Origin of the sequence: Lysinibacillus xylanilyticus (assembly GCF_001183605.1) — a bacterium.
Classification (GTDB): domain Bacteria; phylum Bacillota; class Bacilli; order Bacillales_A; family Planococcaceae; genus Lysinibacillus; species Lysinibacillus xylanilyticus.
In genome coordinates, this window is the sequence record NZ_LFXJ01000006.1 from 27,388 (window position 1) to 48,408 (window position 21,021).

20 protein-coding genes are annotated in these 21,021 nt (G+C 36.3%); 16 read left to right on the forward strand and 4 right to left on the reverse strand.

Annotated features, from left to right (window positions below):
* Nucleotides 1-80 precede the first annotated feature (80 nt).
* Entirely contained in the window at nt 81-1,238 is a 1,158-nt protein-coding gene (locus tag ACZ11_RS14250; RefSeq protein ID WP_049667216.1) for a PucR family transcriptional regulator, read from the reverse strand.
* Nucleotides 1,239-1,578: 340 nt separating this feature from the next.
* Between ACZ11_RS14250 and ACZ11_RS14255 the strand changes: the two genes are divergently transcribed.
* The 3 genes from ACZ11_RS14255 to ACZ11_RS14265 all read left to right on the forward strand — a co-directional run bounded on the left by ACZ11_RS14255 (nt 1,579) and on the right by ACZ11_RS14265 (nt 5,050).
* Nucleotides 1,579-2,478, forward strand: coding sequence for an EAL domain-containing protein (locus ACZ11_RS14255; RefSeq protein WP_049667217.1), 900 nt, complete (start codon nt 1,579-1,581; stop codon nt 2,476-2,478).
* Nucleotides 2,438-3,394, forward strand: coding sequence for a GGDEF domain-containing protein (locus ACZ11_RS14260; protein WP_049667218.1), 957 nt, complete (start codon nt 2,438-2,440; stop codon nt 3,392-3,394). Before ACZ11_RS14255 ends, ACZ11_RS14260 begins: the two co-directional genes overlap by 41 nt.
* Nucleotides 3,395-3,721: 327 nt before the next feature.
* Nucleotides 3,722-5,050 carry an L-cystine transporter gene (locus tag ACZ11_RS14265; RefSeq protein ID WP_276525231.1) on the forward strand — a complete coding sequence of 443 codons (1,329 nt, stop codon included), beginning with the start codon at nt 3,722-3,724 and terminating at the stop codon, nt 5,048-5,050.
* Between the two features lie 306 nt (nt 5,051-5,356).
* Here ACZ11_RS14265 and ACZ11_RS14270 read toward each other — a convergent pair whose 3' ends face one another.
* Both ACZ11_RS14270 and ACZ11_RS14275 read right to left on the reverse strand, forming a co-directional pair.
* A complete protein-coding gene (locus ACZ11_RS14270) occupies nt 5,357-5,671 on the reverse strand; it encodes a hypothetical protein (RefSeq protein WP_049667220.1) in 315 nt (104 codons plus the stop codon).
* 258 nt (nt 5,672-5,929) lie between these two features.
* The gene (locus tag ACZ11_RS14275) at nt 5,930-6,484 is read right to left on the reverse strand and encodes an SLOG family protein (protein WP_049667221.1); all 555 of its coding nucleotides are present in this window, start codon (nt 6,482-6,484) and stop codon (nt 5,930-5,932) included.
* 582 nt (nt 6,485-7,066) lie between these two features.
* Here ACZ11_RS14275 and ACZ11_RS14280 point away from each other — a divergent pair.
* From ACZ11_RS14280 to ACZ11_RS14295, 4 genes are all read left to right on the forward strand, one after another.
* Entirely contained in the window at nt 7,067-7,795 is a 729-nt protein-coding gene (locus ACZ11_RS14280) for an amino acid ABC transporter ATP-binding protein (protein WP_049667222.1), read from the forward strand.
* Nucleotides 7,796-7,829: 34 nt separating this feature from the next.
* A complete protein-coding gene (locus ACZ11_RS14285) occupies nt 7,830-8,654 on the forward strand; it encodes a transporter substrate-binding domain-containing protein (protein WP_049667223.1) in 825 nt (274 codons plus the stop codon).
* A 242-nt stretch (nt 8,655-8,896) separates the two neighbouring features.
* Nucleotides 8,897-9,550, forward strand: a complete 654-nt coding sequence (locus ACZ11_RS14290; protein WP_049667224.1) for an amino acid ABC transporter permease — start codon at nt 8,897-8,899, stop codon at nt 9,548-9,550.
* Nucleotides 9,551-9,565: 15 nt separating this feature from the next.
* The gene (locus tag ACZ11_RS14295) at nt 9,566-10,213 is read left to right on the forward strand and encodes an amino acid ABC transporter permease (RefSeq protein WP_049667225.1); all 648 of its coding nucleotides are present in this window, start codon (nt 9,566-9,568) and stop codon (nt 10,211-10,213) included.
* 229 nt (nt 10,214-10,442) lie between these two features.
* On the opposite strand, the gene ACZ11_RS14300 is transcribed toward ACZ11_RS14295, so the two are convergent.
* Nucleotides 10,443-11,615: a DUF418 domain-containing protein gene (locus ACZ11_RS14300; RefSeq protein ID WP_049667226.1), complete on the reverse strand. Its 1,173-nt coding sequence runs from the start codon at nt 11,613-11,615 to the stop codon at nt 10,443-10,445.
* Nucleotides 11,616-11,718: 103 nt separating this feature from the next.
* Here ACZ11_RS14300 and ACZ11_RS14305 point away from each other — a divergent pair, with 103 nt between their 5' ends.
* From ACZ11_RS14305 to ACZ11_RS14350, 9 genes are all read left to right on the forward strand, one after another.
* Nucleotides 11,719-12,420: a response regulator transcription factor gene (locus ACZ11_RS14305; protein WP_049667227.1), complete on the forward strand. Its 702-nt coding sequence runs from the start codon at nt 11,719-11,721 to the stop codon at nt 12,418-12,420.
* The gene (locus ACZ11_RS14310) at nt 12,417-14,060 is read left to right on the forward strand and encodes a sensor histidine kinase (RefSeq protein ID WP_049667228.1); all 1,644 of its coding nucleotides are present in this window, start codon (nt 12,417-12,419) and stop codon (nt 14,058-14,060) included. The genes ACZ11_RS14305 and ACZ11_RS14310 overlap by 4 nt, the downstream gene beginning before the upstream one ends.
* 255 nt (nt 14,061-14,315) lie before the next feature.
* Nucleotides 14,316-15,509, forward strand: a complete 1,194-nt coding sequence (locus tag ACZ11_RS14315; RefSeq protein WP_049667229.1) for an FAD/NAD(P)-binding oxidoreductase — start codon at nt 14,316-14,318, stop codon at nt 15,507-15,509.
* 25 nt (nt 15,510-15,534) lie between these two features.
* Nucleotides 15,535-16,098, forward strand: a complete 564-nt coding sequence (locus ACZ11_RS14320) for a hypothetical protein (protein WP_049667230.1) — start codon at nt 15,535-15,537, stop codon at nt 16,096-16,098.
* 20 nt (nt 16,099-16,118) lie between these two features.
* Nucleotides 16,119-17,540 (forward strand): MBL fold metallo-hydrolase, encoded by a 1,422-nt coding sequence (locus tag ACZ11_RS14325; protein ID WP_049667231.1) that lies wholly within the window; start codon nt 16,119-16,121, stop codon nt 17,538-17,540.
* A 181-nt stretch (nt 17,541-17,721) separates the two neighbouring features.
* Nucleotides 17,722-18,060, forward strand: coding sequence for a rhodanese-like domain-containing protein (locus tag ACZ11_RS14330; protein WP_049667232.1), 339 nt, complete (start codon nt 17,722-17,724; stop codon nt 18,058-18,060).
* A 73-nt stretch (nt 18,061-18,133) separates the two neighbouring features.
* Complete coding sequence (locus ACZ11_RS14335) at nt 18,134-19,171, forward strand: PAS domain-containing sensor histidine kinase (RefSeq protein WP_403089345.1); 1,038 nt, start codon at nt 18,134-18,136, stop codon at nt 19,169-19,171.
* The gene (locus ACZ11_RS14340; protein WP_049667233.1) at nt 19,168-19,800 is read left to right on the forward strand and encodes a response regulator; all 633 of its coding nucleotides are present in this window, start codon (nt 19,168-19,170) and stop codon (nt 19,798-19,800) included. The genes ACZ11_RS14335 and ACZ11_RS14340 overlap by 4 nt, the downstream gene beginning before the upstream one ends.
* A 409-nt stretch (nt 19,801-20,209) precedes the next feature.
* Nucleotides 20,210-20,968: a sulfite exporter TauE/SafE family protein gene (locus ACZ11_RS14350; RefSeq protein WP_403089386.1), complete on the forward strand. Its 759-nt coding sequence runs from the start codon at nt 20,210-20,212 to the stop codon at nt 20,966-20,968.
* Nucleotides 20,969-21,021: the final 53 nt, after the last annotated feature.

Genomic DNA, 21,021 nt, shown 5'->3' on the forward strand with positions numbered 1-21,021 from the left:
ATAGCATGAGATGGAAGAGAATAGTTTGATTTTAATTCTAAAAATTCAGGCGTTTTTTGTACTTATTCCAAAGCTGTCATTCAAACATTCGTTTTGCTATGTAATAAGTACAATTTAACGGCTGCAGCTATACGCTCATAAAAAACATAATCATTTTCTAAAGGTGCTACTAGCTGACGAATTTTTGACATACGATAACGAATTGTGTTTGGATGGCAGAAATGAGCAACGGCTACTTCTTTAATATTTCCTTGTTTTACGACATAGGTGATTGCAGTTTTTATTAAATCCGGATCAACCTTTACTTCAAATAGGGGACCAAGATAGCTATTTACATAGTCCATAGCAAATTTAGCGTCCTTACGGTGCAATTCAATTAATAACGAATCGGAAGCAAGGTTCTCATAATGACATGTAGAATCCGTTTTAATTTCAGCCATGATGCGTGCATAAAAAGCTTCGCGAACAGCAAAAGGGAATTCTGTTTGTGTAACGTGACAACGACTATAGCCAAAGGTCATTGAATCCGTCGGAATTGCATACAACGTTAACCATTCATTAAGAAGTTTTTCAAATTGAAGTTGTTGTGATGAATGGGTCATTATTATAAAGAGACTCTTTTTATAGGTACAAATCATACCAGATTTCAATAGAGGCTCTAATTGAAAAAGCGATTTCATCCATTGGCTGTTTGCATGATCTTGCGTTTGAATATTAGCAACATATACATATTTTTCAAAGGGCTTATTGATTTGCTGTAAAATAGACTTTATTTGTTCATTAGTTACTTCTTCCTCCATGAGACGTCGCATGATCGTATCTAAAAAGAATGAATAATCTTGCGTTTTTGCATAGGCCATCGTTTCTAAAATAATCTTTTCAAAAAATTCATCTCCCCCAAATCGCAATATCGGGAAATCTTGTTCATCTGCATAGGCTAGCAATTCCACTGGTAAATGCTCATAGATGACAGGTTTATAAGCTAGGGCACTTGCCCCTAATTCAATAAGGTTTTTAACGGCATTCCATAAATACTCGGGCTTTTGCTTTGCGAATAATAAACTGCTTAAAACAACGCTATTCGGTGTGAATATCGTTTCTCTCACAGTTTGAATATCAGGTGAAAATTCAAAGTCTAGAATTTCCACATTTTGAACGGGTTTATGTAAACCATTGCGACCGGCAACGACTGTAAAATCTTTTGTAATAGGCAGTTGTAAAAAGTTCTCTACGTTCATTAGGATATCAAACAACCTTTCTTGAGATTGAGCTTCTATTACTTATTATAAAAGTACTTGTCAGTAAAATACTATTAGTATCGCTAATAAGGCAATTCGGAGTCGCTGATTAATTGGTCGACATCGCTGATAAAACACGACGAATCGTCAGATCCCCACAAACCTTTGCTCGAACTGCCTTCTCCACATCCTGAATTTATACCGCTCATCAAATAATCAAAAAAGATTATTTTCACAAGGGGATCTAGTGCTAGAGACACTTGTTTTTACATAAAATTCACAGTGTTTTTACAATGAAAGCGTACAATAGATGCTAATAACCGATTTAAGAGGTGCGAGCATGGAGTCTGTTGTGAGACAAAGCATAAAAACAAGTAATATATTTTCATATTTAAAGTATTTATACGGGCAGCATCAAAACAATACTCTCTATATAAAACGTTTAAAAGCATTGAAGCAAATTATTCAGGACAAGAATTTACATACTTATTTTCAGCCTATTGTCGATTTACAGACGGGGCAAACAATTGGCTTTGAGGCATTGAATCGTCCAGAGCCCTCAGAATTGTTTCGCAGTGTCGATCAGTTTTATGAATTTGTTGGGCAAACGGACTGCGTATTTTTATTTGAATGCTTTTGCCGTAATCTTTCATTGCAGCGTTTCAAAGAACGACTGCACGGAGAATGGGTTAACCGAGATTTTCTAGTATTCGTCAATATACATCCTAATGTTTTACTAGATAGGAGCTACCATTGCGGTGAAACCTTGCAGTTATTAAAGGAGCTTGGGATAAAACCACAGCAGGTAGTGTTTGAGCTCACTGAACGTAGTGCAGTGGTAGATTTTGAAGAGTTTGAGCGTGTATTATCAAATTATCGATCACAGGGCTATCGCATTGCAGTGGATGATGTAGGATCAGGCTACAATAGCTTGAAAACTCTTGTTTACTTAAAGCCAGAGTTTATTAAGCTAGACCGTTCTTTAATACAATTTATTGATAAAAACAGCGAGCAGCAACAACTTGTTACATTGCTGATGAGCTACGCAGAGCAGGCTGAGACGAAAATTATTGCAGAGGGTATTGAACGCCAGGAAGAGCTTAATTATTTACGTAATATTGGAATCCACTACGCACAAGGTTATGCGATAGGGAAACCCGCAAAGGAAATACATTTGGGGAAAATAAGGATGGGTGACCATGAAGATAGGGGAAGTCATAGAAAATGTTCCTTGTATTGATGAATTTGTGAAAAATCAAGAGGTGGATTTACTTTTTACAAGTATTCCGTCATTACGTAGTGTTGTCGTTGTTCGAGATGACAAACCAATTGGGCATATTACACGTACACATTTCTATCAAAAAATTGGTACACGCTATGGCTATAATTTATTTATGGGTCGGCATAATCAGCTGATTATTAAAGAAAATCCTTTAATTGTAGATCGCAATATACCTATAACAGAGGTCAGCACGTTAGCGATGTCTAGACCTTCAGAGGACTTATATGATGATGTGATTGTAATAAGGGATGACTTATATTACGGTGTAGTGAGTATTCGGGAGCTACTGTTGAAGCTCGTAGACACACAAGTAGCTATTGCTAGCTTTTTAAATCCATTAAGTAGTCTTCCTGGCAATAAATTAATAGATGAAAAACTAGAAGAGACACTACAGCTATCACAATATAGTTTGATTTATTTTGATTTAGATCATTTTAAATCATACAATGACACGTACGGTTTTAATAAAGGGGATAAAATTTTACTGTATTTAACAGATATTTTGAAAAGAAACATAGGCGGAACAGAAGATTTTTTAGGTCATATTGGGGGAGACGATTTCGTTGCGATTCTTCCCCATTATGAGGCTGCCGAGATCTGTCAAAGAATTATTGATGACTTTGATACGTTTATTTTAAGCTTTTATGATTTAGAGGATTTAACATACTTACAAGTACAAAATAGAGCTGGTAAATTAGAGCCTTTATCTTGTACTACGCTATCCATTGCGGTTATTACTAATCAATATCAGCAATTTGAATCTGTTGACCAATTGTCAGATGCGGTGACACGTGTGAAAAAACAATGTAAAAAAATTCCGGGAAGCTGTTACCTCATTAATGACAATGAAAAAGAAAGCTATCTCGTTCATTAAATAAAGTAGATCAGACAGTGGGCAAGCTCGCAATAAATTGAGCTTGCCCACAGTCTTTTTGGCCTTCCTTGGGAAAAACACACATATTGCTGTCGTTGAATATTCAATAACAACATTTAATCCGGTTTTTAGGGCATAATCAAAAGAAATAAATTGCTTTCACTTTAGGAAATTATTAATCTAAATAAAACATACTTGAATTATAGGGATTATAGGTATATAATTCGATTACATTAATCAAACTTCTTAGGAGGCTTTCAATTGTCTACATTACAAATTATTCTTAACGTTGCTGTTTTGTTGGTATTCGTTGGAATTTTATATTTTATGAATAAAAAGCACGTTAAGTTTTCAAATCGTGTTTTTACTGCTCTAGGCTTTGGTATTGTACTTGGTCTTGGACTGCATTTAATTTATGGTATTGATTCTGATGTATTAGCAAAAACAACAAGTTGGTACAATATTATTGGTACTGGTTATGTTAAATTACTACAAATGGTTGCGATGCCATTAATTTTTATTTCCATCTTAATAGCCTTTACGAAAATGAAGGTTGGTAAAAACTTCGGAAGAATGGCAGCTCTTATTTTAGCCATTTTAATCGGTACAACTGCTGTTTCAGCTGCTGTTGGTATTTTTTCAGCAACGGTGTTTCATTTAGATGCTTCACATATTATGCAAGGTGCTGCAGAGACAGAGCGTGGAGCATATTTAGAGGAAAAAACTTCTGGATTAACTGCGCCGGATTTACCAACGCAAATTATTGAGTTATTCCCAGCAAACCCATTCTTAGATTTAACAGGTGCTCGTTCAACATCAACAATTGCTGTTGTAATTTTTTCAGCATTCTTAGGTTTTGCTTATTTACGTGTAGCACGTAAGGATGAAGGTACTGCAGCTACTATTAAAAAGGGCTTGGATGCCATCTATGCATTAGTAATGGGAGTTGTAACAATTGTCTTACGTTTAACACCATATGGTATTTTAGCAATTATGGCACGTACAGTTGCAACATCTGATTTCGGGGCAATCTATAACCTAGGTAAGTTTGTTGTAGCATCTTATGTAGCGTTAATTATCGTGTTTATAGTACACTTACTAATTCTTACTTTAAGTGGTTTAAATCCATTTACGTACTTAAAGAAAACTGCGGAAACATTATTGTTTGCATTCACTTCACGTTCAAGTGCAGGTGCTTTACCAATGAACATTAAAACACAAACGGGTCGTCTTGGCGTATCTGAGGGTATTGCAAACTTCTCGGGCTCATTTGGTCTATCTATTGGTCAAAATGGCTGTGCCGGTGTTTATCCTGCAATGCTAGCGATTATGATTGCACCGACAGTTGGGATTAATCCACTTGATCCAGTGTTTATCATTACTGTTATTGCAGTTGTAGCTGTCAGCTCATTTGGTGTAGCTGGTGTTGGTGGTGGTGCGACATTCGCAGCAATTCTTGTATTATCAGCACTTGACTTACCGATTGCACTTGCGGGTATATTAATCTCTGTTGAGCCGTTAATTGACATGGGCCGTACTGCACTTAATGTAAGTGGTTCAATGACTGCAGGTGTGACAACAGCACGTATTACAAAAGAATTGGATACTGAAATGTACAATAATAAAGAATTAGGTGCTCAAGTATCAGATTTATAAATATAATCAATTTCGCCTTGGCGTAATTGCGTAGGGATTTTGAATTGTGCTCGCACAATTTATTCCTTTCAAAATCCCTGACATCCGCCGGAGGCCTTATCTTCATTCAGTAGATATCCGGTTATTATGACCACCTTCAGAGGTGGAAGTCTTCTGTAACTATCGTTTCACTTTTGCTACAAAACATCTAATGAATGAAGATAAAGAGCTACTCTCATTGAGGGTAGCTCTTTTTTATCGAAAATAAAAAGAGGGTTGTTATGTAAGAAACAACCCTCATGATTGATATGAAATCAATTCATCCCTTTATATTATTTTTACATAAAAATCTTTACCATTTATAAGCTCGGTCAGTTCAATGCCGTGATTTATTTTATAGTAATTAAAAATATTGCGTGCCAATCCAGAGTGTCCATTTAAATATGTTCCTTTTTTAATCTCCCTACGAGGATTATGAAAATCAAAATACAAGCGAGAATCGTGGCACATTGTATCCAAAATTGCTTTAAACTCTTGTTCTTCAATATGAATCCCTCGTGTATATCTGCATTCTCTACGGTACGTATCATGAGAAACATTCACCGGCGACGACTCAAGAACCATTTCGATTTTTTTACTCAAATGTTAGCAGCTCCTTTTTAGAAATTAGCACTAAAGGGTAGAAAAGTAGATGTGAAAAAGAAATACCATTTTTATATAAGTTGATTGGAGTGGAGACTGGACGCCCCCAGGAAGCTCTGCTCTGCGCGAAAGCGAAGCGTCAGCGGCAAAGCGCCCAGTCGGAACGGAGATCAACCATACGCTATTGTGATGAACCATAAGGCTATGACTAATATAGTTCAAGTATATAATTATCAGAAAATTATATCAATATTTTACCTACCAATCTTGTTGCTGTATTTCTTCTGCCACTATTTGTAAATCATAGGCGGTAATCATTAAAAGGGTATATTCGTGTCTTTCCATATATTTTTCTGCTAGACGTTTCATATATTTCGGGGAGCCTTCATTTTCTTCATCATAAATTAGCAGCAGACCATCTGTATTTTGTATAATGAACTTGTCTTTTTCGATAAATTGCCACGGAGCCTCGTATGGCTTTTTCGTTACACTCGTTACAAAGTCTGCTTGAGCTACTAATGTCTGATATTTTTCTTTTTTATGTTCCTGCCAATTTTTCTCCTGCTCTAAAAAAGGTGTGATAACAGCATATTTTAAATGAGGAAATTCCTTTCTTAACGTAAGAATAACCTCAACACCCCATGTTTCTACACCTTGCTGACCACTAATAATCACCCATTCTAAACCTTCGTCGATTAATATACGCAGACGGTTTTCAAGTGCTTTTTTTATGATAGCAATGCCTGGGTGCTTGTCATTAAAGATGCCCAATTCATGTGGTCTATAGCCAGTAATAATAATTCGCTGTATCAATAGGAAAACCTCCAAAGCTAAGCTTTATTTAAAATAATTATACAATATGAGGAATTAAAAAGGCGTAACATCAAAAGGGTATTAGAAATAACGATTTCCCATTAATACAGTAACAAACGTCAGCAACACTTGTAGCTGATGCTTTGATTTTGCTACAGAAAACATTTGCTGAATAAAGATAACTTAAAATCGTTCGGATGATGAAATTAAATATATTAACATAAAGATAATAAAAAAACGTTTATTGTTAAATAAAGTATATACATTTTTATTATAACCATGCAAAGTTATTTTAAATGTTATATAACAGATAGAAATAGATTAGATGAATTGGTTATTCTATGTATTTTATCTTGTATAACTATTTCTAAATAGAAATATCGGTGATGATAGTCTTTATTTTCTGCTTTATGAATAAAATATTATTTTATATTTAGATAATTCATTTTTCTGAAAATATTGTTGCGTTTTGTCAATAATTAGGGTTATAGTTAAATAGAGTTAAATGTCTATAAATTTTACTTGTTGAGTTATAACAGTATCTATGAATATAATATGCATTTTGGTAAGGGGTTTGATAGAGTGATTCGATTTCAAAACGTAAATAAGCATTATGGAGATTTCCATGTCTTAAAAGATATCAATTTGACCATTGAAAAAGGGGAAGTTGTTGTTATTATTGGACCTTCTGGTTCCGGAAAAAGTACTCTGCTTCGTTGTATCAATCGTTTAGAAACCATTTCTGATGGATTATTAGAGGTGAATGAAGTAGAAATCAGTAACAAAAAAACAGACATTAATGACTTGCGTAAAAATATTGGTATGGTATTCCAACATTTTTACTTATATCCACATAAAACGGTTTTACAAAATATTATGCTAGCTCCTATGAAAGTTTTGGGGAAATCGGAAGAAGAAGCGAAGAAAACGGCATTATATTATTTGGAAAAAGTAGGTATACCTGATAAGGCAAATTCATTTCCATCGCAATTATCGGGAGGACAACAACAACGTGTTGCAATTGCGCGTGGCTTGGCTATGAGTCCTGACATCATGTTGTTTGATGAGCCGACTTCGGCGCTTGATCCTGAAATGATTGGGGAAGTATTGGATGTTATGAAAGCGCTAGCACAAGAAGGAATGTCGATGGTGGTTGTGACGCATGAAATGGGGTTTGCTCGTGAGGTGGCTGATCGAGTGATTTTTATCGATAAGGGTCAAATTTTGGAGGATGCTAATCCAGCTGAATTCTTTAGAGAGCCAAAAGAGGAACGTGCTAAATTATTCTTAAGCAGGATTTTTAATCATTAATAATTTTTAGAGAAAAGAATAGGGGGATTTTTTTATGTTTAAAAACAGAAAATTTTTAATGTTCATGCTACTATCAGTACTTTCTGTACTTGTTCTAGCAGCTTGTGGTGGAGGAGATAAAGAATCGAAAGATAAAGACTCAGGGGCTAAATCGAAATCATCATTAGAAACTATTAAAGCGAATGACAAAATTGTATGGGGTGTTAAAAACGATACAAAGTTATTTGGTTTAAAAAATCCAAGTACTGGTGAAATTGAAGGCTTTGACGTAGATATTGCGAAAGAACTTACAAAAATTATTCTTGGTGATGAGACAAAAGTTGAATTTAAAGAAGTAACATCTAAAACACGTATACCAATGTTAAATAACGGTGATATTGATTCGATTATTGCAACAATGACGATTTCAAAAGAACGCCGTAAAGAAGTTGATTTCACAGATGTTTATTTCGAGGCAGGTCAATCACTATTGGTGAAAAAAGGAAGTAAGATTAAGAGTATTGATGATTTAGATTCAAAAACAAAAGTAATTGCTGTTAAAGGCTCTACATCGGCAATTAATATCCGTGAAAAAGCACCGGATGCACAGGTTCTAGAGTTTGAAAACTATGCAGAGGCATTTACTGCATTAAAAGCTGGCCAAGGTGATGTATTAACGACGGATGACTCGATTTTATATGGCATGGCTTCACAGGATAATAACTTCGAATTAGTTGGTGGTAAATTCACGGAAGAGCCATATGGAATTGCAATGAAAAAAGGTAGTGATGATTTTGTTAAAGCTGTTAACGACGCGCTTGCAGAATTAAAGTCAAATGGTAAATATAATGAAATCCACGACAAATGGATTAAGAAATAATCTATTATAAAACGAATATTAATGTTGCGAGCAGTCATATGAATAACCTCATGAATGCGATGTTCAATAGGTGTATGACTGCTTGTTTTAATTTGGTTATTTAGTTTTATTCAGCGGGTGTTTATACACACCCGTTGAATAAAGTTAAAGCTTCTGATGGGGTTGCGAATTTTGAGACAAGCCAATTCAAAATGAAAACGTAACTATATCGGCAGAGCGTATTGGATTGGAGTGAAAATTGAATGCTTGATTTTACTATTCTTACAGATAATATGGGGATGTTTCTTGAAGGTTTTAAAAATACTTTAATTGTAAGTCTTTTGGCATTGATTGGTAGTTTTATTCTGGGGACGTTGATTGCTGTATTTCGTATTGCACCTATTAAGCCTTTAAACTGGATAGGTACAATTTATGTCGAATTTTTCCGTAATATCCCGTTGTTAATTATTTTATTCTTCATCTTTATAGGATTACCGGTCTTAGGTATTCGTTTTAGTGGATTCCAAGCGGGCACAATTGCGTTGACGGTGTATACTGCTGCTTTTATCGCAGAGGCTATTCGTGCAGGTGTTTTGTCTGTGCATAAAGGACAAACTGAGGCTGCGCGATCTTCAGGTTTGACGTACATCCAAACGATGCGTTATATCATTTTACCTCAAGCGATTAAAATTGTTATTCCGCCATTGGGTAACCAATTTTTGAATTTAGTGAAGAATTCATCAATTTTAACAATTGTTGCAGCAGGTGAGCTAATGTATCAGGGAGATTTGATCTCTTCAAGAACTTTCGTAACTTTTGATGTATATATTTTTATTGCACTTTTTTATTTAATTATTACGCTTCCGTTAAGCTATGGTATTAATCGTTTAGAAAAAAGCTTAGCGAAGAGCAATTAGTAGGGGGTTAGATGGATGGACTTTATTGGAGCATATAGCCCTGATCATATTGTTTTCTTGTTGAAAGGTTTTTTGGTAACACTTGAAGTTGCGGGTATTTCTATTTTATTAAGTTTCCTTCTCGGAGCAATTCTAGGTATTGTTCGGTATACTAAAGTACCAGTATTTGCACAAATTTCTGCTATTTTTGTTGAGACCATAAGAAATTTACCGCTATTATTGATTATTTTCTTTGTATACTTTGCTTTGCCGGAAGTGGGAATTAAGTTAAGTATTACATGGTCTGCTATTTTAGCGCTAACGATTTTTGAATCTGCAATGCTAGCAGAAATTATTCGTAGTGGCTTAAACTCTGTACACAAAGGACAGATGGAGGCGGGGCGTTCGTCTGGGTTATCTTATATACAAACCTTATGGTATATTATTTTGCCGCAAGGGGTACGACGCATGGTACCACCGATTGTTAGCCAGTTTATTTCACTTCTGAAAGATACGTCGCTAGCGGTTGTTATTGCACTACCAGAGATGATGCATAATGCACAGGTTCTTAATGCACAAAATATTAATTATATTATTCCGATTTTCATTTTAGTTGCTGTAATTTATTTTATTGTGAACTTTGCACTTTCTTTAGTTGCGCGGCGTCTAGAATTGAATATGTAAATTTGGCGAAATGCCAAGTGAATTGTAAATATAGAGTGCTAAAATTTTGAACTCTAGCACCCTATATTAATAATACACCCCAAAGCTTTGATGCATCAAAGTTTGGGGTGTGATTTTTATTTATAATCATTTTGTAATCTTCTAAAAAGCAAATAGTGTTAAAACTACAGCTACGGCAGTACAGATTCCTAAGAACCACCATGTATCTGTAAAATCCTCTTTGGAGTCACTATTCATGTAAAGTACTTCCTTTCTGCTTTATTTTAATTTGTCCGTTCCAAGACCAATTCGTCCAAATACGCAGTATAGTTTCGAATGGTCCGCGTTTAAATTTCTTGAAATAGGCAAGGCTGAAAACACATTGCAAGCTATACAAGACGATTCCGAATAAAATACCGCCAAATACACCGAGCTTGCCGTATAAGCCTAGACCATATCCATAAAATACTGTTGTACAAATAATGGTTTGCATTAGATAATTAGTTAATGATAGTTTACCGACACTCTCGAAGGCAGGAGCGAGACGTTGTACAGGGCGGGTTTTGTATATTAAAGCTGCAAGGCAGACATAGCCAACTGCTAATAACTCAGAGCCTCCTGTTAACAACATGCCAGAAAAATTGCTTTCTATAAAACTCAGACTTTTACAAGCTAGCCCTATTGGAACAAGCAGGGCGCCGAGCTTATACCATTTCTTTTCGTCCTCCATATTCACAAAAGATTGCTTTTTTGCAAGACCCATGCCGAAAAGGGTCAATGAAGTGGTATACATTGGTGCAAGGAAAATTAATAAGAAAACGACTAAACCTGCATCGTCCATGCCCGGAGGTAAATCGTTTGCACGGAAATCATAAATGTCTAAGTAGCTTCCGTTAGCGTATATATTGTCGGCTTTCTCTATATAGGAAGCTATTTCTTTCTGCTCTTTTTTAGTTTCTTCAGCGGAACCAAATGATATGCTAGTAATAAGTAATAAGAAGATACCAGCCCAAATAAATAAAGTTTTTGGTTTGCGATTAATAAAAGGGATCAAAAATAAAATCATAAAGCCATAAGAAAATAGAATGTCGCCTTCCCATAAAAACATTGAATGCAGTAAACCTAAAGCAATAAGTCCAGTTGCACGCCGTAAAATGGACCATCGACTCTTATCTTTTTTTCTGCGAATAGATTCTATAAGTTTAATAAGAGAGAAGCCGAACAAAATGGTGAAGATCGGCATAAATGACCCTTCTATAAAGATTTTTACAAAATACCAGGCTCCATTATCGAGGGCGGATAGATCTTTTAGTTCATCTTTGCCATACATGCCAAACTGGAAAATCAACAAATTTGCCATTAAGATGCCGAATAAGCTAAATCCACGCATTGTATCTATGAAGGTAACACGGTTAGTTGTCATTGCGTTTTATCTCCTTAATTGGTTATCTTATACATAGTGTAGTTGGGAAAGCTTATGGTGAAATGATGGCTACCTTAAAGTAATCTTAAAAGAAGGTGATAGCATGCAGGACGCGTCAATTTTAGTATTAGAGGACGAACGTGCAATTGCAGAAATGATTGAAATTATCTTAAGAAAAGAAGGATTTTTAAACATTACACTCTGCGACACTGTTCAAGAAGCAAAAAGGAAAATTGAAACGAAGGTTTTTGATTTTTATCTATTAGATATTATGCTCCCGGATGGTAGCGGACTTGATATGGCGAATATGATTCGAGAGCAAAGTGAAGCACCTATATTCTTTTTAACTGCAAAAGGTAGTGATGCTGATAAGCTTCGTGGTTTTATGAACGGGGCAGATGATTATATTACGAAGCCATTTAATCCACTTGAGCTTGTTGCGAGGGTGAAGGTGCAACTTACCAGATATATGAAGAAAAAAAAGGCTCCGAGCAGTCATTTATTTTCATGCAGTCGATTTACATTCGATATCGATGCAGCAGAGGTGACTGTAAATGGTACAAAGGAGATTATTAGCGGTAGGTTATTTTATTTGTTGAAATATTTATGTGAAAATGCAGGGCAAGTATTATCGAAGGAGCAAATTTACGAGCGCGTATGGGGTGACTGTTTGTTCGATGATAATACTGTGATGGTTCATATTCGAAAACTGCGAGAAAAAATAGAAAAGAATCCAGGTAAACCAACCTGCATTATTACTGTAAGAGGTATTGGGTATAAACTTGTTGGAGATGTTCATTCATGAAGCCAGCTAGAAGATTAACACTTCGTTTTGTATCTTATTTCATCATTTTTTATTTACTAATCATTGCAGGTTTTATTATAAGCTTGGTGTTGTTTGCAATCTTTATCAATCGTCATGTCGGTGACGATATTCATATAATGAGTTCCTCTGAAATTAAAGATGATGCAGTCGTGGAAGAAGGAGAATCTATTAAGATTGCTGATTATTTAGTGAAGCGAGCTAAGGAGAACTTAGGGGAATTATATTTGTTCGATAATTCGATGGACATTGTTGATTACACGGGAGATACATGTGAACTATGTAGTATGACAGATAACGAAATAATGACTCTTAAAAGGCCGGGAATGCACACGTGGGAGATTCCTAAATACCACTTGTTATTCCTCCCGGCCTTACCTGTCCAACCGCTTTTTGAGGAAGTAGTTCGGGATTGGAAGGAGAAAGGAGAGGTTTCTTCAGAACTGCTCCAGCATTTACAGGATAAGAAGGCCTCAGTTGAAATCTATAATGAACAGTGGGATCGGGTAGAAGTCATTGGTGAGCGCTACAAAAAACTCTATAAGCCTCAATTGCTGGAAGAGAACTACGATATTTTTGAGTATAAAGAGCTTTCGCGAAATGTTGCTTTAGAGGATGGCTCGACACTAGTTGTGCGTATGCCAAACCCATCATATAAGCCATTTGACGAGCCTTTTAATAAAGCGATGGTTTTATTTGTTTCCATCTTCTTTGGTGGTCATATTATATTGTTATTAGGGATCGTCTTTTTATCGATTAGCATTTCCCGTCAATTTGTTCGTCCGCTTGTTTATGTAATATCTCGTATCGAACGGCTAACGCAGTTTGACTACAGTAAAGTGAGAGATAAAAGTATCCATCATCGAGAGACAGGGAAGTTAAAGAAGAAATTTAAATTATTCCAGCCAGTTGATGAATCGATTAATAATTTATCAAAACGCCTTTCCTCCAATGAAAGGCAAATTAAGCATGCAGAGCAATTACGTGAGGAATGGATAACAGGCTTATCCCATGATTTAAAGACACCGTTAAGCTCTATTTATGGTTATTCAACAATGCTTGCTTCTGAGGACTATGAGTGGACAAAGGAAGAAATGCGCGTCTTCGCAACTACGATGCAGGAGAAGGCGACGTATATGGATGCTCTAATACGAGACTTAACATATACGTACCAATTAAAAAATAAAGCGATACAGCTTGAAAAAGTGCTATTACCACTTAACGTATGGTTACCTCAATTTGCAGATGAGCAAGTGTCTGTAAAGGTTTATGGGGATGTCGTGCTTGAAGCGGACGAGCTTTTATTAAAGCGTATTTTAGATAACCTTATAACCAATGCTAAAAAATATACTCCTGAAGGTACAAAGGTGAACGTAGAAGCGCAAAATATAGGCCAAGAGATTATGCTGACAATCGCCGACCAAGGTCCAGGAATTCCTCAAGAGGAGCTCGATAATCTGTTTGAGCGATATTATCGTGGTACTAATACTACGGATGAAACGGCGGGTACAGGTCTAGGATTGGCTATTACTAAGCAGTTAATTGATTTACACAATGGTACCATTAGTGTCCAATCAGGAGCTGAAGGTACAGTCTTTGTGATGAAGTTTAAATGTAAGTAGTAGTGTTTTGGCCTCAAAGAATCAACCCCACGTTATGATAATGAGCTAGTTCTTGATTGATAAAGTAAAGAAAACACTGTTAATTTTGGCAGTACAAGTGATGAAACATTCACCTTGTACTGCCTTTTTGTGCTATTTGAGTATTAGGATGTAATTTTTTAGGGGATTACCCCTATATGAACAGCTCTCTCTTATACCTATTATTAAGGTGTAAAAGTTGTATACGAAAGACAGCATGATAAGGAGGATATACACATGAAGACTTCTTTTAAAGTAGTCATCGTTGGAGGAGGAACTGCTGGCATTTCAGTAGCTGCACGTTTACTTCGTCAATCTCATTCGCTTCAAGGGGAGATTGCCATCATAGATCCTGCACAAAAACATTATTATCAACCACTCTGGACATTGGTGGGAGGTGGTGCAGCAAATAAATGGGACTCTGAGCGTGAAATGAGGTCCGTTATTCCTAAAGGAGCTGTTTGGTTAAAAGAAGCTGTTAGTAGTTTTGATCCCAATCAAAATCAGGTACTAACACAAGATGGTACAACATACACGTATGATTTTTTAGTAGTCGCTGGTGGGATAGAGATTAACTGGGGTGCTATTAAAGGGCTAAAAGAAGCACTTGGGACTAAAAGTGTATGCAGTAACTACTCTTTTAAGCATGTAGATTATACGTGGGAAACGATCCGTAATTTTAAGGAGGGAACAGCATTATTTACACATCCGAACTCTCCGGTAAAATGTGGCGGTGCACCACAAAAAATTATGCATTTAGCAGAGGACTATTTTAATAACGTCAATGTTCGTGGCAATATTAACGTTATTTTTGGTTCGGCCAATCCAGCAATTTTCGATGTTCTAAAATATCGAGAAGCACTTGAAAAGGTAATTGAGCGAAAAAATATTGATGCTCGATTCCGTCGTAATTTGATTGAAATTAAGGCGGATGAAAAAATAGCTATCTTTGAAAATTTAGATACGGGCATATTAGAAGAAATTAAATACGACATGATTCATGTGACACCTTATATGTGTTCACCTGAATTTATTCGAACAAGTGCATTAGCAGACGAATGTGGCTGGGTAGATGTCGACAAATTTACTTTGCAACATAAAAAGTATAGCAATGTGTTTGGAATAGGTGACAATGCCAATCTCCCGACTTCCAAAACGGGTGCAGCTATACGCAAGCAAGCACCTGTTGTTGCACAAAATCTTATTTCTTTAATGCGACAACAGCCGATGACACAAATGTATAATGGCTACTCTTCTTGCCCGATTGTAACAGGCTACAACAAACTGATATTAGCTGAGTTTGATTACAATAAAGAGCCTGTCGAATCTATGCCTTTTAACCAAGCTGTGGAAAGATCCAGTATGTATTTCATGAAAAAGGATTTACTGCCTGTCATGTACTGGGATGGCATGTTGAAAGGAACAATGTAATTACAAATGAAGGGAGGCGACAAGCATGGCTAATGCAACGGTAAGTATGAGCGAAGAATTATATCAAATAATCGAAATGCTTGAGAAACCAGAAGTTCGGCACTCTTTGCAGCGATTGTTGGATAAATTACCGAATTTAGAGCAAACGATAGATTCAGCTGAAAATGTTGTGGATTTTGGAAAAGCAGTACTGACGGATGAAAAGACAATAGATCGATACGAACAATTTGTCACTACTTATAATGTAGGCTCAGAAACGATAACAGCTATTGTACAGCTTATAGAGAAATTGCCAAAGCTTGTTCAAATCATTCATCAGTTAGAAAACATCGTTGATTTTGGAAAAGCAGTACTTCGAGATAAACAAACGACAGAATATACAATGAATAATTTAAAGAGCTATATCGATCCGTATGTTGAAAAAGGAAAGACAGGTTTGGATTTCTTAAAAATGGTACAGCAAAGAGCAGAAGAAAAGCCTCAGCATATTAATGTTTTTTCAATTGTCAAATGGCTGAAAGATCCTGCTGTTCAAAAAACACTGAATTATGTCCAATCGGCATTAGATATTTTAAAAGAAAAAAATTGAGTATAAAGGGGAGTTTAAACATGTTATTACGATATTTTTACGATGAAAAATTAGCACATGCTTCTTATGTTGTGGGATGTCAGGCGAAGGGAGAAATGGTTATCGTTGATCCGATGCGTAACATTGAACCCTATCTTGCATTAGCAGAAAAAGAGAAGATGCAAATTGTTGGCGCATTAGAAACGCATATCCATGCTGATTTTGTAGCAGGGTCTCGTGAGTTAGCAGACCGTGTTGGAACAAAGATGTATATTTCCGATGAAGGGGATGCTGATTGGAAGTATCAAAATCTGGAAGGCATTCCTCATCAATTATTAAAAGATGGTGATGAATTTAGTATAGGTAATCTTATCTTTAAAGTTATGCACACACCTGGGCATACGCCTGAAAGTATCTCCTTCTTATTAACGGATCGTGGCGGCGTAGCAGATAAACCAATGGGGATTTTTACGGGTGACTTTGTCTTTGTAGGTGATATTGGACGCCCTGATTTATTAGAAAAAGCTGCTGGGATTCAGGGTACATCACTATCTGGCGCAAGAGCAATGTTTAAATCATTAGAGCGCTTTAAGGATTTACCAGATTACATGCAGCTTTGGCCGGCTCATGGAGCAGGTAGTGCTTGCGGTAAAGCACTAGGAGCAGTGCCGTCCTCAACAGTTGGGTATGAGAAGCAATTCAACTGGGCTATGCAATTTGATGATGAACAAAAATTTATTGACGCGTTACTAGATGGCCAACCGGAGCCTCCTTATTATTTCGCTGTTATGAAGCGTGTCAATAAAGTAGGGATAGAGCTTATTAAGAACCTAACGCCAGTGAAGGTCGTGTCAAGCTATGAAGAAATTGTTCAACTTCTTGCAGATGGAAAGCAAGTTATTGATACACGTCCAGCGGAAGATTTCTCACAAGGATTTATCGCCGGTACACTAAACATTCCTTACAATAATTCATTGACAAATTGGGCTGGCTGGCTAGTAGATTATACAAAACCATTATATTTACTAGTTAATCTTTCGCAACTAGATAATATTTTAATGGCTTTACGTTCTATAGGTATCGACAATGTTGTTGGCTATGGGGATGTATCGAAAGTTTTGGAAGAGGCTACTTCTCTAGAAAGTTATGAAAATATAACGCCTTTAGAAGCGAAACCATTAATTGAAAGTGAACAAGTTTATGTGCTTGATGTGCGCAATCAAACAGAGTATGATGCGGGGCATATTGAAAACGCTCAGCATATTATGGTTGGTACATTATCTAAACGTTTAGATGAATTGCAAACAGATAAAAAAATTGTTGTACAATGTCAAGGCGGCGCTCGTTCTGCAATTGCTGTAAGTGTACTGAAAGCAAATGGCATTCATAACATTGTAAATTTAACGGGCGGTTATATGGCATGGCAACAAGAGGTAATGGCTAAAAAAGAAAGTTTTATTTAAAGAGGTTGTTCTAAAAGAAAAATAGCATACTAGTAATCCTAGTCTGCTATTTTTCTTTGCTTAGCACTTTGGAAGATGAGAAGTATAAATCGTTATGTTTAATTAAAATGGATTATGAGACTCGTCTGTGAAAGCTAAACGGATTTAGACAACCTTTTTTCTCGTTAAAAGGGGTTAAAAAATGATTATTGCAAGTTTGAGTATATTCCTTCTTATTATTGGTAGAATTATTTATAAACGCCATGTCCCAGTGCGTCAAATACAGGAGTGTTTACCGCGAGAGTTAAATGCGGGAACGGCGATAGTGGATGTACGTGATTATAATGATTCTTACAAATCACCTACACCAAATGCATTAAATTTACCAATTTCCTATTTGGTCCGTCACATACATGAACTACCAAAAAAGCCCCTTCATATTATTGCATCAACACAGCTAGAAAAAAATATGAGTGTTCGTATCATTCGGAAAGCAGGGCATGAAGTTAATAGTTATAGCTTGATAGAAGAAAAAGTATAGGACAAAGTATGCTGGTTGGTAACTTAAAGGAATGCATTGATTCTTGTTGTGCTTTCAATTTTAAGTCTGGAGTGTGTTTAAGTTGGAGAAAGAACAGCTATATTTACAGCAAATATTTCAATATATTCAAGATGGAATTATGATTATGAATCACAAACGTGAGATTTTAATGATGAATCCCTCGGCGGAGCGGTTAACAGGATGGAAATTAGGAGATCGAGTGCCCTTTTGTTCATTTTGTGAAAACCGTCAAAAGTCTCCAAGCGAACATACATGTTATTTAATAGAGCATAATGAGATTCCCTATTTTTTATCGAAAATGCCGACGTATCATGGGAGTAAGATAGATGTTGAAATGAGCACGGCATTGATGTATACAGACGGTAAAGCGAACGAGCAAGAGTTTCTGCTTGTATTGCGAGATCAGACTCTTCAGTTAAAGGAAGAAGAGGCCCGGATTTCAAAGCTTATTATTAAAAAGCTGATTGAGGCAAAAGAGGAGGAACATAAAAGGCTTGCGCAGGAATTACATGATGGCGTTGGCCAATCATTATATACAGTATCTGTTGCACTACAAGCGATTGAATCTTATGTCAAAGACAATGAAAAGCTAAATACGTATATTGAAGAAGTACGCAATGAGCTAGAGCAAGTAATGAATGATATTAAATTGTACTCTTATCAACTTCGCCCTCATAGCATTGATCAGTTAGGGATTACACCTACATTAGGCACCCTTGTCGATTCCGTGCAAAAGGTACATCCTGATATTGCTATATCGTTCGAAACAGATTTTGAAGAACGTTGTCATCCATCTGTGGAAATCAATATTTATCGCGTCGTACAGGAGGCTTTACACAATATTACTAAATATGCCAAAGCTTCTAAAGTCGTCATTCGGCTCGAAAAGAAAGCTACAAATTTAACGCTCAATATAGAAGATGATGGCGTAGGATTTAATCTACGGCAAGTGAAAAAAGAAGGGCTTGGCTTAAAGCATATGGAGGAGAGAATTACATTGTTAGGGGGATTTTTTAATATTACTTCAGCTCACGATAAAGGTACACAAATTAGCATTCAAGTTCCTAATTGGAAGGATGACTTTAGATGATTCGTGTTTTAGTAGTAGATGATCATGTGCTAATCCGTAAAGGAATTGTTCTTTTGTTGGAAAATTATTTAGATATAGAGGTTGTGGGTGAAGCGGGTGATGGAGCGGAGGCGATCACTCAGGCAATATCATTAAACCCGGATGTCGTTTTGATGGACGTATCCATTCCAAATGGGTTAGATGGATTTACGGCTACTCAAGAAATTCATAAGCAAATGCCTAACGTGAAAATTATTATGTTAACAATGCACAATGAAGTTGCTTATATTCAAAAAGCGATTGCTGTTGAAGCCCATGGCTATATTTTAAAAAATAGTCAAGGTGGAATTCTCTATGAGGCTATCCATGCTGTATATAGTGGTCGCGTATATTACAACGTTGGTATTCCGCAGGAGCAGATGGATAAATTATTTGAACATAAAGGGCATGAAGATCAATGCATTTTAACTGTGCGTGAGCAGGAGATAATGAGGTTAACAGTTCTAGGGTATACGAATATCCAAATTGCTGGGCAGCTATATATAAGTAGTAAAACGGTTGAAAATCATAAATCGAATATTATGCAAAAGCTCGATTTAAGTAATAAAGCTGAGCTTATTCAGTATGGGCTTGCAAATAACTATATGTAACAACTTGTTACTGTTGAAAACTGGTGCAATATGTAAAGTAAAATATATAGCTCTGCGGCAAAATGAGGGGCTGATTTACGTTCCGACTAGGCGTTTTGTTGCTGACGCTTCGCTTTCGCACAGAGCAAAGCTTCTTGGGGCGTTCGATGAGACCCTGGAGTGCGAGCAAAGTGACTTGCGTCAAGGTGAAATTGATGGACATACATTTTTTATAATTATTACTTTGCTGACAAGCTAAGATCACTTGAAAGATGAGTGATCTTTTTTGTTTTTTAGGAATAATTTTCAATATTGTCACAGTGAGTAAAGCTAATAGTGGAAAACCCCTATATGTCTGAAATTGTAGCAGGACTATACTGAAAGCACATAAATAAAAGGAGATGCAAGCACAGTGGATATAACATTTATAATGGTGATTTTCCTGATTGGATTCGTTGGATCTTTTGTGTCCGGTATGTTGGGGATAGGCGGTTCAATCATTAAATACCCAATGCTACTATATATACCGCCACTTTTTGGCTTAGTCGCATTTTCAGCGCATGAAGTTTCAGGTATTAGTGCGGTACAAGTGTTTTTTGCTTCGATTGCAGGGGTTTGGGCGTATCGAAAAGGTGGATATCTTAATAAGCCACTCATTATTTATATGGGAGGAGCAATTTTAGCTGGTAGCTTTGTTGGGAGCTACGGGTCAATGTTTTTATCTGAAAACAGTGTGACTGTCGTCTACGGTATTTTAGCCCTGATTGCAGCTGTGATGATGTTTATTCCTAAGAAACAAATTGATGATAAGCCAATGAATGAAGTAACCTTCAACAAGCCGCTAGCAGCTATTTTAGCATTTATAGTTGGGATTGGTTCAGGGATTGTTGGTGCTGCAGGTGGTTTCTTACTTGTTCCGATAATGCTTGTTGTGCTTGGTATTCCAACGCGTATGACGATTGCAACTAGCCTAGCCATTACGTTTATATCATCGATCGGAGGAACAATCGGAAAGTTAATGACAGGGCAAGTCGATTACTATTCTGCAGTAATTATGATAGTGGCAAGTTTACTTGCGGCTCCCCTTGGTGCAAAAATAGGTAAAAAAATGAATACAAAAATTTTGCAAAGTTTTTTAGCCGTACTCATCTTAGCGACAGCGATTAAAATTTGGGTTGATTTACTATGATGGAAAAACAAAAGGCTGCTGCATATAAATCGCATGAGAAAAAGCTGATAATT

Coding starts and splice junctions, on each gene's coding strand:
- ACZ11_RS14325 (WP_049667231.1), top strand. CDS start 16,119: ATGTTATTACGATATTTTTACGATGAAAAATTAGCACATGCTTCTTAT.
- ACZ11_RS14340 (WP_049667233.1), top strand. CDS start 19,168: ATGATTCGTGTTTTAGTAGTAGATGATCATGTGCTAATCCGTAAAGGA.
- ACZ11_RS14290 (WP_049667224.1), top strand. CDS start 8,897: ATGCTTGATTTTACTATTCTTACAGATAATATGGGGATGTTTCTTGAA.
- ACZ11_RS14285 (WP_049667223.1), top strand. CDS start 7,830: ATGTTTAAAAACAGAAAATTTTTAATGTTCATGCTACTATCAGTACTT.
- ACZ11_RS14330 (WP_049667232.1), top strand. CDS start 17,722: ATGATTATTGCAAGTTTGAGTATATTCCTTCTTATTATTGGTAGAATT.
- ACZ11_RS14300 (WP_049667226.1), bottom strand. CDS start 11,615: ATGACAACTAACCGTGTTACCTTCATAGATACAATGCGTGGATTTAGC.
- ACZ11_RS14260 (WP_049667218.1), top strand. CDS start 2,438: ATGAAGATAGGGGAAGTCATAGAAAATGTTCCTTGTATTGATGAATTT.
- ACZ11_RS14320 (WP_049667230.1), top strand. CDS start 15,535: ATGGCTAATGCAACGGTAAGTATGAGCGAAGAATTATATCAAATAATC.
- ACZ11_RS14350 (WP_403089386.1), top strand. CDS start 20,210: ATGGTGATTTTCCTGATTGGATTCGTTGGATCTTTTGTGTCCGGTATG.
- ACZ11_RS14265 (WP_276525231.1), top strand. CDS start 3,722: ATGAATAAAAAGCACGTTAAGTTTTCAAATCGTGTTTTTACTGCTCTA.
- ACZ11_RS14305 (WP_049667227.1), top strand. CDS start 11,719: ATGCAGGACGCGTCAATTTTAGTATTAGAGGACGAACGTGCAATTGCA.
- ACZ11_RS14315 (WP_049667229.1), top strand. CDS start 14,316: ATGAAGACTTCTTTTAAAGTAGTCATCGTTGGAGGAGGAACTGCTGGC.
- ACZ11_RS14255 (WP_049667217.1), top strand. CDS start 1,579: ATGGAGTCTGTTGTGAGACAAAGCATAAAAACAAGTAATATATTTTCA.
- ACZ11_RS14310 (WP_049667228.1), top strand. CDS start 12,417: ATGAAGCCAGCTAGAAGATTAACACTTCGTTTTGTATCTTATTTCATC.
- ACZ11_RS14295 (WP_049667225.1), top strand. CDS start 9,566: ATGGACTTTATTGGAGCATATAGCCCTGATCATATTGTTTTCTTGTTG.
- ACZ11_RS14250 (WP_049667216.1), bottom strand. CDS start 1,238: ATGAACGTAGAGAACTTTTTACAACTGCCTATTACAAAAGATTTTACA.